13 protein-coding genes are annotated in these 15320 nt (G+C 58.4%); 6 read left to right on the plus strand and 7 right to left on the minus strand.

Features of this window, described 5'->3' with window-relative positions; all coding sequences use genetic code 11:
- The 3 genes from aer to acnA all read right to left on the minus strand — a co-directional run bounded on the left by aer (position 1) and on the right by acnA (position 5324).
- Positions 1-1566, minus strand: a complete 1566-nt coding sequence (gene aer / locus HBN61_RS06995) for a methyl-accepting chemotaxis protein Aer (RefSeq protein ID WP_170046411.1) — start codon at positions 1564-1566, stop codon at positions 1-3.
- A gap of 113 nt (positions 1567-1679) precedes the next feature.
- Positions 1680-2471 carry a CPBP family intramembrane glutamic endopeptidase gene (locus tag HBN61_RS07000; RefSeq protein WP_094994534.1) on the minus strand — a complete coding sequence of 264 codons (792 nt, stop codon included), beginning with the start codon at positions 2469-2471 and terminating at the stop codon, positions 1680-1682.
- A 111-nt stretch (positions 2472-2582) separates the two neighbouring features.
- Positions 2583-5324 (minus strand): aconitate hydratase AcnA, encoded by a 2742-nt coding sequence (gene acnA / locus HBN61_RS07005; protein WP_170046412.1) that lies wholly within the window; start codon positions 5322-5324, stop codon positions 2583-2585.
- Between the two features lie 385 nt (positions 5325-5709).
- On the opposite strand from acnA, the gene rlmM reads away from it, so the two are divergent.
- Both rlmM and tusA read left to right on the plus strand, forming a co-directional pair.
- On the plus strand, positions 5710-6786 hold the full coding sequence (gene rlmM, locus HBN61_RS07010) for a 23S rRNA (cytidine(2498)-2'-O)-methyltransferase RlmM (protein ID WP_094994532.1): 1077 nt from the start codon (positions 5710-5712) through the stop codon (positions 6784-6786).
- A gap of 14 nt (positions 6787-6800) precedes the next feature.
- Complete coding sequence (gene tusA, locus HBN61_RS07015) at positions 6801-7049, plus strand: sulfurtransferase TusA (RefSeq protein WP_094994531.1); 249 nt, start codon at positions 6801-6803, stop codon at positions 7047-7049.
- 90 nt (positions 7050-7139) lie between these two features.
- On the opposite strand, the gene HBN61_RS07020 is transcribed toward tusA, so the two are convergent.
- On the minus strand, positions 7140-8543 hold the full coding sequence (locus tag HBN61_RS07020) for an MATE family efflux transporter (protein ID WP_170046413.1): 1404 nt from the start codon (positions 8541-8543) through the stop codon (positions 7140-7142).
- Positions 8544-8953: 410 nt separating this feature from the next.
- Between HBN61_RS07020 and HBN61_RS07025 the strand changes: the two genes are divergently transcribed.
- The 3 genes from HBN61_RS07025 (at position 8954) to pdxB (ending at position 11845) form a co-directional block, all read left to right on the plus strand.
- Positions 8954-10330, plus strand: a complete 1377-nt coding sequence (locus HBN61_RS07025; RefSeq protein WP_170046414.1) for an S-type pyocin domain-containing protein — start codon at positions 8954-8956, stop codon at positions 10328-10330.
- An 8-nt stretch (positions 10331-10338) separates the two neighbouring features.
- Complete coding sequence (locus HBN61_RS07030; protein WP_169964305.1) at positions 10339-10599, plus strand: bacteriocin immunity protein; 261 nt, start codon at positions 10339-10341, stop codon at positions 10597-10599.
- Positions 10600-10702: 103 nt separating this feature from the next.
- Complete coding sequence (gene pdxB, locus HBN61_RS07035) at positions 10703-11845, plus strand: 4-phosphoerythronate dehydrogenase PdxB (RefSeq protein WP_170046415.1); 1143 nt, start codon at positions 10703-10705, stop codon at positions 11843-11845.
- A gap of 51 nt (positions 11846-11896) precedes the next feature.
- On the opposite strand, the gene HBN61_RS07040 is transcribed toward pdxB, so the two are convergent.
- Positions 11897-12073, minus strand: coding sequence for a PA1571 family protein (locus tag HBN61_RS07040; protein WP_170046416.1), 177 nt, complete (start codon positions 12071-12073; stop codon positions 11897-11899).
- Positions 12074-12328: 255 nt separating this feature from the next.
- Here HBN61_RS07040 and HBN61_RS07045 point away from each other — a divergent pair, with 255 nt between their 5' ends.
- Positions 12329-14086: an ABC transporter transmembrane domain-containing protein gene (locus tag HBN61_RS07045; RefSeq protein WP_170046417.1), complete on the plus strand. Its 1758-nt coding sequence runs from the start codon at positions 12329-12331 to the stop codon at positions 14084-14086.
- 115 nt (positions 14087-14201) lie between these two features.
- On the opposite strand, the gene ppnP is transcribed toward HBN61_RS07045, so the two are convergent.
- Together ppnP and HBN61_RS07055 are read right to left on the minus strand one after the other, a co-directional pair.
- The gene (ppnP, locus tag HBN61_RS07050) at positions 14202-14483 is read right to left on the minus strand and encodes a pyrimidine/purine nucleoside phosphorylase (protein WP_047292885.1); all 282 of its coding nucleotides are present in this window, start codon (positions 14481-14483) and stop codon (positions 14202-14204) included.
- Positions 14484-14562: 79 nt separating this feature from the next.
- Positions 14563-15105, minus strand: a complete 543-nt coding sequence (locus HBN61_RS07055) for a 3'-5' exonuclease (protein WP_094994194.1) — start codon at positions 15103-15105, stop codon at positions 14563-14565.
- Positions 15106-15320: the final 215 nt, after the last annotated feature.

Consider the following 15320-nt stretch of genomic DNA (forward strand, 5'->3'; position numbering starts at 1 on the left):
TCAGCGGTTAAACCGCTCCACCAGCGAGTACTGCACGTTCACGGTCTGGGTCAGCTCTTCGCTCAATTGCGCTGAGCGCTGGGCCTGATCGGAGGTCTGGTCAGCCAGGTCGGCAATGGTGCTGATGTTGCGGCTGATTTCTTCCGCAACTGAGCTTTGCTCTTCGGTGGCAGCGGCAATTTGCGTGGTCATGTCGGTGATATTGGCCACCGCTTCACTGATCCCCACCAGCGCCTGATCCGCTTCCAGAACCCGCGCCACACCTTCTTCTGCCTGGCGATGCCCGGCGTCCATGGTTTGTACGGCGGTCGCAGCGGTCTGTTGCAGTTTGGCAATCAGGCTGTGGATCTGACCGGTCGAGGTGCTGGTGCGTTGTGCCAGTTGGCGCACTTCGTCCGCCACCACGGCAAAGCCACGGCCCATTTCACCGGCGCGGGCAGCTTCGATGGCCGCGTTGAGGGCCAGCAGGTTGGTCTGGTCGGCAATGCCTTTGATCACGTCCACCACGCCGCCGATTTCGTCACTGTCCTTGGCCAGTTGGGTAACGGTGGCGCCGGTTTCACCCACCACCACGGACAGGCGCTCAATGGCTTCACGGGTTTCCCCAGCGATGTCGCGGCCGCGACTGGTCAGGCGGTTGGCTTCTTGTGTGGCGTCGGCGGTGCGTTGCACGTGGCTGGCGACTTCTTGGGTGGTGGCTGCCATCTGATTCACGGCAGTGGCCACTTGCTCAGTCTCCAGACGCTGGCGCTCAAGCCCGCTGGAGCTTTGATGCGCAAGGGCGTCGGATTGACGGGCCTGATCGCTCAAATGCTCGGCGGTGTCCTGCAAACGTGTCAGGCAGGTTTTCAGGCGTGCTTCCTGGCTGAGGATGGACATTTCCAGGCGCGCCTGCGGGCCACGGCTGTCGGTGTACATCTGCGCAATCAGCGGGTCGGATGTGGTCTGTTCCGCCAGACGCAGCAAGCGTTTGATCCCGCGTTGCTGCCAGCTCAGGCCCAGCAGCCCCAGCGGAATCGACAACACCGCAGCCAGCGCAAACCCCCAGCTTGAGGTGAGCAGGGCGCCAATCATGAAGCTCAGTTGGCTGACCAGAATGAACGGCAACCAGTCCTGCAATACCGGCAACCATTTGTCCCGCTGTGGAATCGCAGGCTTGCCCCGGTTAATCCGCGAATACAGGGCTTCGGCGCGCCGAATCTGTTCGGCAGTCGGTTTGACCCGCACCGATTCGTATCCCACCACACGCTCGTTTTCAAACACTGGCGTGACATACGCGTTGACCCAGTAATGGTCACCGGTCTTGCAGCGGTTTTTCACGATGCCCATCCACGGCAGGCCCTTTTTCAAGGTGGTCCACATGTGGTCAAAGACCGCTGGCGGCACATCGGGATGGCGCACGAGGTTGTGTGGGGCACGCATCAGCTCATCACGCGAAAAGCCGCTGATCTCCACAAAGGCGTCGTTGCAATACGTGATCACACCTTTGGCATCGGTCGTGGAAATCAACCGTTGCTGAGCGGGGAATGTGCGTTCGCGTTGTGTGATGGGCTGGTTATTACGCATGTCGTTTCAATCCGCAAGGCTTTGAAAGGGTGTCGGCGCTGGCTGGGATTTGTTTAATTTATATTTCAGTCCACGGGCGCCGGGGCGGCGCCGCGCAGGCTGTGTTTCGACGCTCAGGGCATTAGCATCGGGTAGGTAAAAAAAACGAAGTGCAGCACGTTGAGTCCCAAGTGGGTAGCGATTGCCGCGCTCAGGCCGCCAAAACGGTAGGCCAGACCATAGCCGACCCCTGCGATTCCCGCCAACAACACCCATTGCCAGCCTGCGGCAAAATGCGCCAGGCCAAACAGCAGCGAAGCGACCAACAGCGCGAGGGTCTGACCATACGGCACGTGTTTGAACCAGCGGCTCAACCCGCCTTGTACGTAGCCGCGAAACAGCGCCTCTTCGACCAGGGTCACCAGCAGCAGGTTATTCAATAACCACAGCCCGCCTTGCGCTGGCCATTTCGGTGCCCAGGCGATCATGCCCAACAGCATTGCACCGCCCAAGGCACCGATCGCTGCCAGCGCCAGCCCCATCAAGGTCGCGCCCAGCGAGGCACGCCAGTTGAAGCGCGTGGCGATCCACGGGCACACCAGCAACAGCCAGAACCCGATCAGGGGTTTGTCCAGGTTCAGGTACATCGAAAACGGCACCGCGTCGGCGGACAGCCGTTCGGGGGCGATGGCACGGCCGTTATGGAAACCCGGCAGCCAGTGCAGGGCCAGCGCCAGCGCCAACAGTACAAACAGGCCGTGCCCGGCATAGCGCAGGTACGGGGTACGGGTTTGTAACACCGCGAGCCCGCTGATGATGAGCAATGACAACGCGGTGAGGGCTTGCAGGCTTAATTGGCCGTAGCTCAGGGCCAGGCCATAGCCCAAGGTTAAGAGGGCCAAGTATGGCCAGGGCAGTGAACGCATGAAAATCCTTAAGTGATCGATAAAAAAACGCCCCGAAATGCGTCGGGGCGTAAGTATAACGATCAAGCTTTCAAGGAATTACCAATAAATATCGTCAGTTATTTCCGAATTTCAGGAGGCAATCAGCTGACGCAACACGTAATGCAGAATGCCTCCGGCCTTGAAGTACTCGACCTCGTTCAGGGTGTCGATGCGGCACAGCACTTCGACCTGTTCCTTGCGGCCGTCTTCACGGGTGATGACCAGCGTCAGGTTCATGCGCGGCTGTAACTCGGCCCCGGTCAGACCCAGGATGTCGAGCGTTTCCTTGCCAGTCAGGTTCAGGCGCTTGCGGTTCTGGTCCAGCTTGAACTGCAATGGCAGCACGCCCATGCCCACCAGATTGGAGCGGTGAATACGCTCAAAGCTCTCGGCAATCACCGCCTTGACCCCCAGCAGGTTGGTGCCTTTGGCAGCCCAGTCACGGCTGGAGCCGGTGCCGTATTCTTGACCGGCAATCACCACCAGCGGCGTGCCTGACGCCTGATAGCGCATGGCGGCGTCGTAGATCGACAGTTTCTCGCCGGTAGGTATGTAAATCGTATTGCCGCCTTCTTCGCCGCCGAGCATTTCGTTACGAATGCGGATGTTGGCAAAGGTCCCGCGCATCATCACTTCATGGTTGCCGCGGCGCGACCCGTATGAGTTGAAGTCCCGCGGTTCGACGCCTTTTTCGCGCAGGTAGCGCCCGGCCGGGCTGTCCGCCTTGATATTGCCGGCCGGGGAGATGTGGTCCGTGGTGACCGAATCCCCCAGCAGCGCCAGCACCCGTGCCGCTTTGACGTCGGTGATCACCGGCAATGGTCCGCTGATGTCATCGAAGAACGGTGGGTGTTGGATGTAGGTCGAATCCTGTTGCCACACGTAGGTGGCCGCTTGAGGCACTTCAATGGCCTGCCATTGTTCGTCCCCGGCAAACACTTCGGCGTATTCCTTGTGGAACATGGCGGTGGTGACTTGCGCCACAGCGTCAGCGATCTCTTTTTGGCTTGGCCAGATGTCACGCAGGTAGACCGGCTGGCCATCCTTGCCAATCCTCAGCGGTTCGCTGCTGATGTCGGTGCGCACACTGCCAGCCAACGCATAGGCCACGACCAAGGGCGGCGACGCCAGCCAGTTGGTTTTCACCAGCGGGTGAACACGGCCTTCAAAGTTACGGTTGCCCGACAGCACGGAGGCCACGGTCAGGTCGCTCTGGGTGATGGCTTTTTCGATGGGGTCCGGCAGCGGCCCGGAGTTACCGATACACGTGGTGCAACCATACCCCACCAGCGAGAAGCCCAGTTGATCCAGGTACGGCGTCAGGCCGGCTGCCTGGTAATAATCGGTGACCACCTTGGACCCTGGGGCAAGGGAGGTTTTGACCCAAGGCTGGGTCATGAGGCCTTTTTCCACGGCTTTTTTAGCCACCAGACCGGCAGCCATCATCACGCTCGGGTTGGACGTGTTGGTGCACGACGTAATCGCAGCAATCACCACGGCGCCATTTTTCAGGCGATAGGTTTTGCCTTCCCAACTGTATTCGGCTTCGCCCACCAAATCGGCATTGCCCACGGCCACGCCTCCACCGCCCTCACTTTCAAGACGGCCTTCTTCTTTACTGGTGGGTTTGAATTGCAGGCTCATGAAGTCATTGAACGCCTGACCGACGTTGGGCAGCGACACGCGGTCTTGCGGGCGCTTCGGCCCGGCCAGACTGGCTTCCACGCTGCCCATGTCGAGGGCCAGCGTGTCCGTGAACACCGGCTCCTGGCCCGGTTCGCGCCACAGCCCCTGCGCTTTGCAATAGGCTTCGACCAGCTTCACGGTGGCTTCGGGACGACCCGACAGGCGCAGGTACTCCAGCGTGATGTGATCCACCGGGAAAAAGCCGCAGGTGGCGCCATATTCGGGGGCCATGTTGGCCAAGGTGGCGCGGTCGGCCAAAGGCAAATCTGCCAGACCGTCGCCATAAAATTCGACGAATTTGCCGACCACACCTTTGCTGCGCAGCATTTGCGTGACGGTCAGCACCAGGTCAGTGGCGGTGATGCCTTCCTTGAGCTTGCCGCTGAGTTTGAACCCTACGACTTCCGGAATCAGCATCGACACTGGCTGGCCGAGCATCGCGGCTTCGGCCTCGATACCCCCCACGCCCCAGCCCAGAACACCGAGGCCGTTGATCATGGTGGTGTGGGAATCGGTTCCCACCAGGGTGTCGGGGAAGGCGTAGGTGCGGCCGTCCTCATCCTTGGTCCAGACCGTGCGGCCCAAGTACTCAAGGTTGACCTGATGGCAAATGCCGGTGCCCGGCGGAACGACGCTGAAGTTGTCGAAGGCACTTTGGCCCCAGCGCAGAAACGCATAACGTTCGCCGTTGCGTTCCATCTCGATATCAACGTTTTGTTCAAAAGCGTCCGGGCTGGCGAACTTGTCCACCATCACGGAGTGGTCGATCACCAAATCCACTGGCGACAGCGGGTTGATGCGCTGGGGGTCGCCACCGGCCTTGGCCATGGCGGCCCGCATGGCCGCCAAATCAACCACTGCAGGTACGCCGGTAAAGTCCTGCATCAGCACCCGCGCAGGACGGTACTGGATTTCCCGGTCCGAACGTCGTTCTTTCAACCAACCGGCGAGGGCCTTGAGGTCCGACTCGGTGACGGTTTTATCGTCTTGCCAACGCAGCAGGTTTTCCAACAGCACCTTGAGCGACATGGGCAATGTGCTCAAATCGCCGAGCGAGTTAGCGGCCAGTGGCAGGCTGAAATAGTGATAAGTCTTATCGTCGACTTTTAGGGTGGAGAGGGTCTTCAGGCTATCGAGGGAGGACATGAAATGACTCCTTTAGATCCGCACGGTGACGGATCGTGTGGAACAAACTGAGCTTCTAACCTAGGGGCTGGTCCCGTTTCATGCAAGCCACGACCCGAAGGGACGAAAGCCCGCGTGGCGCAGGGTGGCGTTGCGCGAAGCGTATTGGGAACAACCCAACCACGCTTGTCGCGCCTTGCCCTGCACCACGTGGGTTTTCGTCGCGGCTGCTATGAAACGTGAACAGACACTAGCCCTGATTCATCAAACTGGCTAATAACTGGACTGCCCATGCGGGTTCAAGGTTCCAATCTCAGTTATCATGCCGGCCTTTTTGTGACAGTCCTTGCTCCAAAGCAGGGTTGTGCAGCAGACCAATCCTTGTCAGCTGCCCAGGAGTGATTCAATGAACACCGTTTTTATGCACTGCCGCCCCGGTTTTGAGGGTGAAGTTTGTTCGGAAATTGCCGAGCATGCCGCGCGCCTTAATGTGTCCGGCTACGCGAAAGCCAAACCGGCCAGTGCCTGCGCTGAATTCGTCTGCACCGAAGAGGGTGGCGCCGAACGCCTGATGCGCGGTTTGCGTTTCGCCGAGCTGATTTTTCCCCGGCAGTGGGCGCGGGGAGCGTTCGTCGAGCTGCCTGAGACCGACCGTATCAGCGTGATCCTGGGCCGCATGGACGGTTTCCCCGTGTGCGGCAGCCTGTGGCTGGAAATGGTCGACACCAATGACGGTAAAGAGCTGTCGAATTTCTGTAAAAAGTTTGATGCGCATTTGCGCAAGGCACTGATTAAAGCCGGCAAATTGGTGGAAGACGATGACAGCAAGCCGCGCCTGTTGCTGACAGTCAAAAGTGGCCGCGAGTTGTTTCTCGGGCTTGCAGAGTCCGACAACAGCGCGATGTGGCCCATGGGCATCCCGCGCCTGAAGTTCCCCCGTGAAGCGCCGAGCCGCTCGACCTTGAAGCTGGAGGAGGCCTGGCACCATTTCATCCCCCGCGACCAGTGGGACGAGCGCCTGCACAGCGACATGACCGGGGTTGACCTCGGTGCGGCGCCCGGCGGTTGGACCTGGCAATTGGTCAATCGCGGCATGCTGGTGACCGCCATCGACAATGGCCCGATGGCCGAGAGCCTGATGGACACCGGGCTGGTGCAGCACTTGATGGCCGATGGTTTTACCTTCAAGCCCCGCGAGCCGGTGGACTGGATGGTCTGCGATATCGTTGAAAAACCCGCGCGCAATGCGGCAATGCTGGAGGAGTGGATCGGCGAAGGCCACTGCCGTGAAGCGGTGGTTAACCTCAAATTGCCGATGAAACAGCGGTATGCCGAAGTCCGGCGTTTGCTGGACCGTATCGCGGATGGCTTCAAGGCACGCGGCATTACGGTTGAGATCGGCTGCAAACAGCTGTACCACGACCGTGAAGAAGTCACTTGTCATTTGCGTCGAATAGACGTCAAAAAACCCAAATCTCGCTGATTCAGGAGTCACTGATGAGTTTTGCAGACCTGCCGGTTGACGGCACGCTGGACGCCACCGGGCTCAACTGCCCCGAGCCGGTGATGATGTTGCACCAACACATTCGGGACCTGGTGCCAGGCGGCCTGTTGAAGGTCATCGCCACCGACCCGTCTACGCGCCGGGACATTCCCAAGTTTTGTGTGTTTCTCGACCATGAACTGGTCGGACAGGTAGAAGAGGCGGGGACCTACCTGTACTGGATCCGTAAAAAACAGGGCTGAAACGGATCGCTGCCAATAGTCGCTGCCCGTGCAGGCGAAGGGCTGTACCGCAACCCGTTCAGCCAATCGCTGCCTGGCAGCGCCAGCCCTTTATTGGCCGACGGCGCGAATGCGTTTTTTCGCGCTGCTTACCAAGCGTGCGCTGAGCATCATCGCGGCGCACGTCAGGCCCACAATCAAGCCCTGCCACAGCCCACTCGGGCCGCTCGGCTCACCGAACCAGTCGGTCAGGCCTAACGCATAGCCCACCGGCAAGCCCACTCCCCAATACGCAAACAAGGTCATGATCATCGTTACTCGCGTGTCCTGATAGCCGCGCAGCGCGCCCGCCGCTGTCACCTGGATCACGTCCGAAAATTGAAACAGCGCCGCGAACACCAGCAACAGGGTGGCGACTTCCAGCACCATAGGGTCAGCGGTGTAGATACTGGCAATCGGCCCGCGCAGCAACAGAATCAAGCTGGCTGACATGCACGCCCAGATCAGCGCCGTACCCATGCCCACGCCTGCGACAAACCGGGCTTCGCGCGGTTGCTGGCGGCCCAGTGCCTGACCCACGCGCACGGTGATGGCCATGCCCAGCGAGTACGGGATCATGAACACCAGCGAACTGAAGTTAAGGGCAATCTGATGGCCCGAGACCACGGTGGCGCCCAGACTGCCGATCAACAGGGCGATGACCGCGAAGATGCTCGACTCGGCAAACACCGCGATGCCAATGGGCAGGCCGACGCTGAGCAAGCGCTTGAGGATCGACCACCTGGGCCATTCAAACTGGCTGTAGACCTGGCTCGATTGATAGATCGCACCGCGAAAGGTCCAGATCAGCATGCCGAGTGCCATGAACCACATCACGATGGCCGTGGCCCAGCCGCAACCGACGCCGCCCATGGCCGGAACGCCAAAGTGACCATAAATGAACACGTAGTTGATCGGGATGTTCAGCGCCAGCCCCAACAGGCCCAGCACCATGCTCGGCCGGGTTTTACCCAGGCCGTCACTGAACCCGCGCAATACGCAGTAAATCGCCACGGCGGGCATGCCGCTGGCAATTCCGTACAAGTAGCCCATGCACGGTTCGATCAGGTCGGGTGCGACGTTCATCCAGTGCAACAGCGGTTCGGCAGCGATCAGGATCAACGCAGCGCACAGTCCGGTGATCAAGGCCAGCCACAGTGCCTGACGCACGATAGGGCCGATTTCGCTGTGGGTGTTGGCGCCAAAACGCAGGGCGACTTTCGGGGTGGTGGCCAGCAGAATTCCCGACATCAGCAAAAACACCGGCACCCACACCGAGTTGCCCAGCGCCACCGCCGCCAGATCCCGTGGCCCGACACGGCCAGCCATGACCGCATCGACAAACCCCATTGCCGTGGTGGCCACTTGCGAAATGATGATGGGAAACGCCAGCGCAAGCAGGGCGCGCACTTCAGTGCGCACACGTGCGGGGCGGCTGACAGGGGTTGCAGATCGATCAGGAGAAACAGAGTTCACAAGCGTGCATCCAGAGTGTTTAACGCGCAAAGGCGGAGATTGTACGCCCCCTTCACCCTCGGGCAACTGTGCAGTTGTAGGGAGTTTGTAAGAGCGGGGAAGACACAATTAATTAGACTGACTGTTCCTTCTGCCTGGACAGCCCTGAAGTCATGGCTAAAACGGACGCCCTCGCTCGATTGCCGCTGAGTACTACCCACTGCTGGTAGTGCAACCTGATAGTGGCGGTGCACTATAAATTTTTCGTACCTTAATACCTTTATATAGCTTAAATATTATTAGAAAGTTCAGAAAATTCCTTCAATCTCTCACGCCTCTTTCTAATAAGGTGCTCATCTCAATCCCCTTCGGTAGCACTTAAATGCGTGTTCTCAACCGTTATACTTTTGGATCGAAAAAAATAAAGTTATATGGCCAGAAATAAAGGCATACCTCAGGTTTGGGAACGTTATGGCGGAGGCGGTGGCAGTGGTATCGGCGGTCGTTATTTGCGTGACATGACAGATGCTGAAATTGCCGAACGTGAGGAAAGGCAAAAGCCTTATCAGGCCATGTTGGCAAGGCAGCACGCTTATGAAGACCGCTTGTTCAAGCATTCCAAACAGCAAGAGCGGTCAGTCGTCGGCTGTACTTTTACAAAGCCCTGCAAACTGCCTGATGGCATGTTTAATTACGTTAGCCATTGCGGCGCGATTCCCACCGATACGGTTAAAGAGTATGGCGAATTCGCGTTGCTCGGCGGTCGCGAAACGGACGCCAACGGCAACATCAAACTAAAAAAAATCAGCGGCAGTGCCTTACCCTCTGAACTCGGCAGCCTCTTGCTCGGCGCAACGGCCATGGCCTCTGCCGGTGCTTCATGTGGAGGTCTTTGCACCGCGGGAGCTGGCACGGCGACAGGAACAGGCGTTGTTACGGCAGGTGTTGCTGCAGGTACTTTGGCCGGTGTGGTTGCAATGCTCTGGCCGTCAAGCCTTGGGGATAGCAGTCTGTACACCGACGAACAGCTGAAGTCGCTCAAAGAAGGGCGCACACGGGTTCGATTGCATGTCGAGCAGCAGGCCGATGGAACCTTGAAGGGGTACGGGTACAACACTCAGAAGCGTCGTGACTGGGAGATGATTCCGGTCGCGCAGTTCGTTGCCCAAGGCGAACAGCAGGTAGCCGACTTTGGCGACGGCGTTACATTAATCTGGACGCCTGCCGCCAATCCTTCCGACGCGCTGGGCATTCCAGCACTGGAAGCCGCTCCGCAGGCCCCGCAGATCTGGATCTACCCACCGACCGAACACGCTGACACGATGATCGTTAACCCGATTCATCCGCCGGATTACAAAGATTTTATCCTTGTGTTCCCCGTCGATTCGGGCTTAAAACCGCTATACATCGTGATCAGCGTGCGCCTCGATCCAGGCACTGTGACAGGGCGGGGGCAGGATGTTAAAGGCATCTGGCTGGCGGGTGCCGGGGTTGGGCTGGGTTCGCCAATTCCAACTCGTATTGCGGACCAGCTCCGGGGTGTAAAATTTTCTAGTTTCGACGCTTTCCGTAAAGCGTTTTGGCAGGCTGTAGCTGAGGATTCAGAGCTAGGCAGTCAATTTATTCCAAGAAATATAGATCGTATGCGAGATGGGTTTGCTCCAACCGCCCGCTATGCAGATGCCATTGGTAAGAGAAAAGTGTTTGAGTTACATCATGTTGAATGGGTATCTGAAGGCGGCAATGTATACGACGTGGACAATTTGCGCGTCAATACTCCAAAAAATCACATTGAAATTCACAGGTAGATGCATCAATGAAAAAAATAATTTCTGATTATACGGAAGCTCAATTCGCCAGTTTCATACAGGACATACTTGTAGCTAATAGTAGCGGCGCCTCGGATGAAGTAATGGCAGACCTTCTAGACCAGTTTTGCGAGATTGCTGATCATCCCGCCGGAACTGATCTGATTTACTACCCCGAAGAAGGTGCTGATAACTCTGCCGAAGGCATTACGCAAACCGTCAAATTGTGGCGTGCAGCCAATGGTCTGCCGGGTTTTAAAGACGTCTGAGTGTAAAGAACCCTGGGTTATTCACTGAGCATCGGACGTCACGCCTTGCTGGCCCATTGTGTACAACAACGCCTACACTGCTGCTCCGCCAAAGGAGCCTGCCATGTTGATTGTTGCTGATGAAAATATTCCGCTGATCGAAGCGTTTTTTGCCTCATTCGGTGAAATACGCCGCTTGCCCGGGCGCCAGATTACCCGCGCCGACGTGCATGACGCCGATGTGCTGCTGGTCCGCTCCGTCACCCGGGTCGACCGTGAGCTGCTGGAAGGCAGCGCCGTTCGATTTGTCGGTACCTGCACCATCGGCACCGATCACTTGGCCCTGGACTACTTCGAGCAGGCTGGCATTCAGTGGTCCAGCGCCCCCGGTTGCAACGCCCGCGGCGTGGTGGACTACGTCCTCGGCAGCCTATTGACACTCGCAGACATCGAAGGAGCCGACCTTGCTCAGCGCACGTATGGTGTGATCGGTGCGGGTGAGGTGGGCGGTCGTCTGGTTCGCGTGTTGCGTGATCTGGGCTGGAGCGTGCGGGTGTGTGACCCCCTGCGTCAGGCGGCTGAAGGCGCAGGTTACGTCAGCCTGGAGCAGATCATCGAACAGTGTGACGTCATCAGCCTGCACACGCCGTTAAGCAAAAACGGCGAATTCGCGACCTGGCATTTATTGGATGAGGCCCGGTTGAACCGGCTCAAGCCCGGCACCTGGCTGATCAACGCCAGCCGTGGCCCGGTGGTGGACAATGCCGCGCTGCGCAAGGTGCTGAATGCCCGTGAAGACCTGCAGGCTGTATTGGACGTGTGGGAAGGTGAGCCGCAGGTCGACGTTGAATTGGCGGACTTGTGCGTACTGGCCACGCCGCACATCGCCGGATACAGCCTGGATGGCAAACAGCGCGGCACGGCGCAAATCTATGAGGCACTGTGCGATTTCCTCGGCCAGGCGCCACAGGTGAAGTTGGCCGATTTGTTGCCCGCGCCATGGTTGGCCAGGGTTGAACTGAGTACCAACAGTGATCAGGCGTGGGCGTTGGCCATGCTGTGCCGTGGCGTCTACGATCCGCGCCGGGACGACGCCGATTTTCGACGTACTCTGACGGGCTCGGGTGACCAGCAAAAGCTGGCGTTTGATGCCTTGCGCAAGCTTTACCCGGTGCGCCGTGAAATCGAAGGGCTCACCGTGCACATCGAAGGGCATAATCCCGCATTGACTAAAATGGCCGCCGCCCTGGGCTGTGCGGTGGTTTAAACGGCCATAAAAAACCGGCCACAAGGGCCGGTTTTCAAAAGTCGGGGACTATCAGTTTTTGTGCTTGGGAGTGACCAGGCGTTTATCCAGCTCTTCGCACGCCTGTTGAATCATTGCTTCGGTGATGTCGACTTCTTTGCCCTGCGCATCAATGATTGCGCACCCCAGTGACTGGTTGGGCTGAGTACGAATCACCGGTACTGATTGAGCATTGTGTTGCAAATCCATGGCCTGTCTCCTCATCAGGGTGTAGCGCTAATGTAGTTCCATTTAGTGACCAAGCTGTGACAACCCTTGGCGGCCATTTACTCAAACAGAAATATCCTGAAACTTCCAGTCTCACCTTAGAACAATCCGACCTAGGGTCGGCGTGAGCAGGTCATATTCAAAACGAGTGAGAAAGGTTTACATCGAAGCCTGTTTATTCGTTGTAGGCTGTGGACTGCCCAGATGGGGCATTACTGGTTTATTCGGGTGTTCTGAATGCTTTCTTCTCGTCATCGCCGTGCGCTTCGTCTGGCGACTCATTTTGTAGCGCCTTATCGCTGGCACACCGTCGGCGCCTTGCTGGCATTGATTGTGACGGCCGGCATCACGCTGTCGATGGGTCAGGGCATTCGTCTGCTGGTGGACAAAGGTTTTATGACTCAGTCCCCGCACTTGCTCAATCAATCCATCGGCGTGTTCCTGCTCTTGGTGCTGGCGCTGTCCGTGGGCACGTTTGTGCGCTTTTATCTGGTGTCGTGGATCGGTGAACGGGTGGTGGCCGACATCCGGCGTCAGGTGTTCAACCACCTGATTGACCTGCACCCCGGTTTTTATGAAAACAACCGCAGTTCGGAAATCCAGTCGCGGCTCACGGCGGACACCACGTTGCTGCAATCGGTGATTGGCTCTTCGCTGTCATTGTTCTTGCGCAACAGCCTGATGGTGATCGGGGGCATCGTGTTGTTGTTCATCACCAACCCCAAGCTCACCAGCATCGTGGTCGTGGCTTTACCACTGGTGCTGGCGCCGATTCTGATTTTCGGACGCCGGGTGCGCAGCCTGTCGCGTCAAAGCCAGGACCGGATTGCCGATGTCGGCAGCTATGTGTCCGAAGCGCTGGGGCAAATCAAAACCGTCCAGGCTTACAACCATCAACAGCAGGACCGGCAGCGCTTTGCACACACGGTCGAACAGGCTTTCGCCACCGCGCGCAAGCGTATCGTACAGCGTGCCTGGCTGATTACCTTGGTCATCCTGCTGGTACTGGGCGCAGTCGGGGTAATGTTGTGGGTGGGCGGCATGGACGTGATTGCCGGGCGCATCACCGGCGGCGAACTGGCGGCCTTCGTGTTTTACAGCCTGATAGTGGGCAGCGCGTTTGGCACGTTGAGTGAGGTCATCGGTGAGTTGCAGCGAGCGGCCGGGGCCGCAGAGCGAATTGCCGAGTTGTTGCAATCCAAAAGCCTGATCTCGGCGCCGGTCAGCGGGTTGCTGACATTGCCCGATCGGGTGGCGGGCAATTTGCACCTGCAGGGCGTGTCGTTTGCCTATCCCTCGCGCCCGGAACGCTTTGCCCTTGAAGACCTCACACTGACCGTCAATGCAGGCGAGACACTGGCGCTGGTCGGGCCGTCGGGGGCGGGCAAGTCGACGTTGTTCGATTTGCTGTTGCGCTTTTACGACCCGCAGCAGGGTCAGATCCTGCTGGACGGGCTGCCCATCACGCAACTGGACCCGCAGGACGTGCGCCGCTGCTTCGCGTTGGTATCGCAAAGCCCGGCGCTGTTCTTTGGCTCGGTGGAAGACAACATCCGCTACGGCAATCCCGGTGCCACGCTGGAACAGGTTGAAGCGGCGGCACGCATTGCCCATGCCCATGACTTCATTTTGCAAATGCCCGACGGTTACAGCACCCATTTGGGGGAAGGCGGACTGGGGTTGTCCGGCGGCCAGCGTCAGCGGTTGGCGATTGCCCGTGCGCTGTTGGTGGATGCGCCGATCCTGTTGCTGGACGAGGCCACCAGCGCGCTGGATGCCCAGAGCGAACACTTGATACAGCAAGCCTTGCCCAGCCTGATGTCAGGCCGAACCACGCTGGTGATCGCCCATCGCCTGGCCACCGTCCAAAATGCCGACCGCATTGCGGTGATGGATCAGGGCAAGTTGATAGCAATCGGCACCCACGCGCATCTGATTGCCACTAACCCGCTGTATGCGCGGTTGGCAGCGTTGCAGTTCAATGTGCAGGGGTGAGTGACTGAAGGGGGGCTGAGAGAGCAGATTGCTTTGCAATTGTTCACAGCCTGCGCCAGCGACTGCGCGAGCTGGATGCCCCGCAATCGCTGGTGAGGTGGGCGTCAGACGCCCGTTAGCGGTATTCGCACAGGTAGGCGGTTTCAACCACGACCTTGAGCTGGAACTTGCTATTGGCCGGTACGTTGAACTGGCTACCGGTCTTAAACGTTTCGAAGACCTCGCTGCCCGGCAATTTGACGTTCAGCTCACCCGACACCACGTGCATGATTTCACGCTCGGCAGTGCCGAATTCGTATTCGCCCGGGGCCATGACGCCGATAGTGGCCTTGCCTTCGGCTTGCGTGAAGGCAATCGACTTGACGGTGCCGTCGAAGTATTCGTTGACTTTAAACATGGCGATTCCTCGGAATGGGCTTAAAAAGGCTGGCCAGTATGCAGAAGCCGATTTATCCCGTCACGCCCTTTTAAGGGCACTAATCGGCAAGAATCAGCGGCAGTAAACGTGCGGTATTTCGCGCATCTTCCAGCGCCCGGTGCTGCTGTCCGTGAAACTGCATGCCCGCCAGTTGCAGGGCGCTGTTGAGCCCTAATGCCCGCTTCAAATGGCGTGCGTGCGCGAATTGCTGTTTAAGGTTGTGGTGCGGCAGTCGGGCTAACGCACTGTTCAACTGTTTTTGCTGCCATTCTTGCTGCAGTTGTTTGCGGTCGTAGTCGCCCCAGCTGGCCCAGGCTTCAAGGTGGGGCAGGTGCTGGCCCAGCCAGCGCTCAAACTGTTCCCAAACCTGCGTCATCGGCGCGGCGGTGTCGATATTGGCCTGGGTAATGCGCGTCAGCTGGCGACAAAAAGGGGTCAGTAAAGGGCGGCGCACGGGGCGAATGAAACGTTGAAAATGGTCAACCTCACGTCCCGAACGGGTGACGATACTGGCACCGATTTCAATTACCTCCATTTCCTCCAGAGGCCAGCCGCCGTCGTCGGTGGTGGCTTCCAGATCAATTACCAGCCAGTGAGGCATGTGCGGCTTCCTTAAACAGCATCGGTGTCGAGCATTGGAGCGTAGCCAAAGCGTTGAGATCCGCCTAGGCTCTATTTTGTGTGGGCCAGCCAAGGGCTTCCTTGATAGGCTACGCGGGTTTGTATTGCCATCGCGCCCGATCTCAGGTCGTGTGCAGAACAATAAGTTCCAGCCAAAAGCGTAACCAGAGGTATACGGTTTGAAGTGTCTGCCAG

The organism is Pseudomonas sp. WS 5071 (assembly GCF_012985765.1).
Classification (GTDB): domain Bacteria; phylum Pseudomonadota; class Gammaproteobacteria; order Pseudomonadales; family Pseudomonadaceae; genus Aquipseudomonas; species Aquipseudomonas lundensis_A.

Excerpts from the sequence above, each read along its gene's own strand:
- HBN61_RS07055 (WP_094994194.1), bottom strand. The coding sequence starts at position 15,105 with ATGCCTCACTGGCTGGTAATTGATCTGGAAGCCACCACCGACGACGGC.
- HBN61_RS07000 (WP_094994534.1), bottom strand. The coding sequence starts at position 2,471 with ATGCGTTCACTGCCCTGGCCATACTTGGCCCTCTTAACCTTGGGCTAT.
- tusA (WP_094994531.1), top strand. The coding sequence starts at position 6,801 with ATGAGTTTTGCAGACCTGCCGGTTGACGGCACGCTGGACGCCACCGGG.
- pdxB (WP_170046415.1), top strand. The coding sequence starts at position 10,703 with ATGTTGATTGTTGCTGATGAAAATATTCCGCTGATCGAAGCGTTTTTT.
- rlmM (WP_094994532.1), top strand. The coding sequence starts at position 5,710 with ATGAACACCGTTTTTATGCACTGCCGCCCCGGTTTTGAGGGTGAAGTT.
- HBN61_RS07040 (WP_170046416.1), bottom strand. The coding sequence starts at position 12,073 with ATGGATTTGCAACACAATGCTCAATCAGTACCGGTGATTCGTACTCAG.
- aer (WP_170046411.1), bottom strand. The coding sequence starts at position 1,566 with ATGCGTAATAACCAGCCCATCACACAACGCGAACGCACATTCCCCGCT.
- HBN61_RS07045 (WP_170046417.1), top strand. The coding sequence starts at position 12,329 with ATGCTTTCTTCTCGTCATCGCCGTGCGCTTCGTCTGGCGACTCATTTT.
- ppnP (WP_047292885.1), bottom strand. The coding sequence starts at position 14,483 with ATGTTTAAAGTCAACGAATACTTCGACGGCACCGTCAAGTCGATTGCC.
- acnA (WP_170046412.1), bottom strand. The coding sequence starts at position 5,324 with ATGTCCTCCCTCGATAGCCTGAAGACCCTCTCCACCCTAAAAGTCGAC.
- HBN61_RS07025 (WP_170046414.1), top strand. The coding sequence starts at position 8,954 with ATGGCCAGAAATAAAGGCATACCTCAGGTTTGGGAACGTTATGGCGGA.
- HBN61_RS07030 (WP_169964305.1), top strand. The coding sequence starts at position 10,339 with ATGAAAAAAATAATTTCTGATTATACGGAAGCTCAATTCGCCAGTTTC.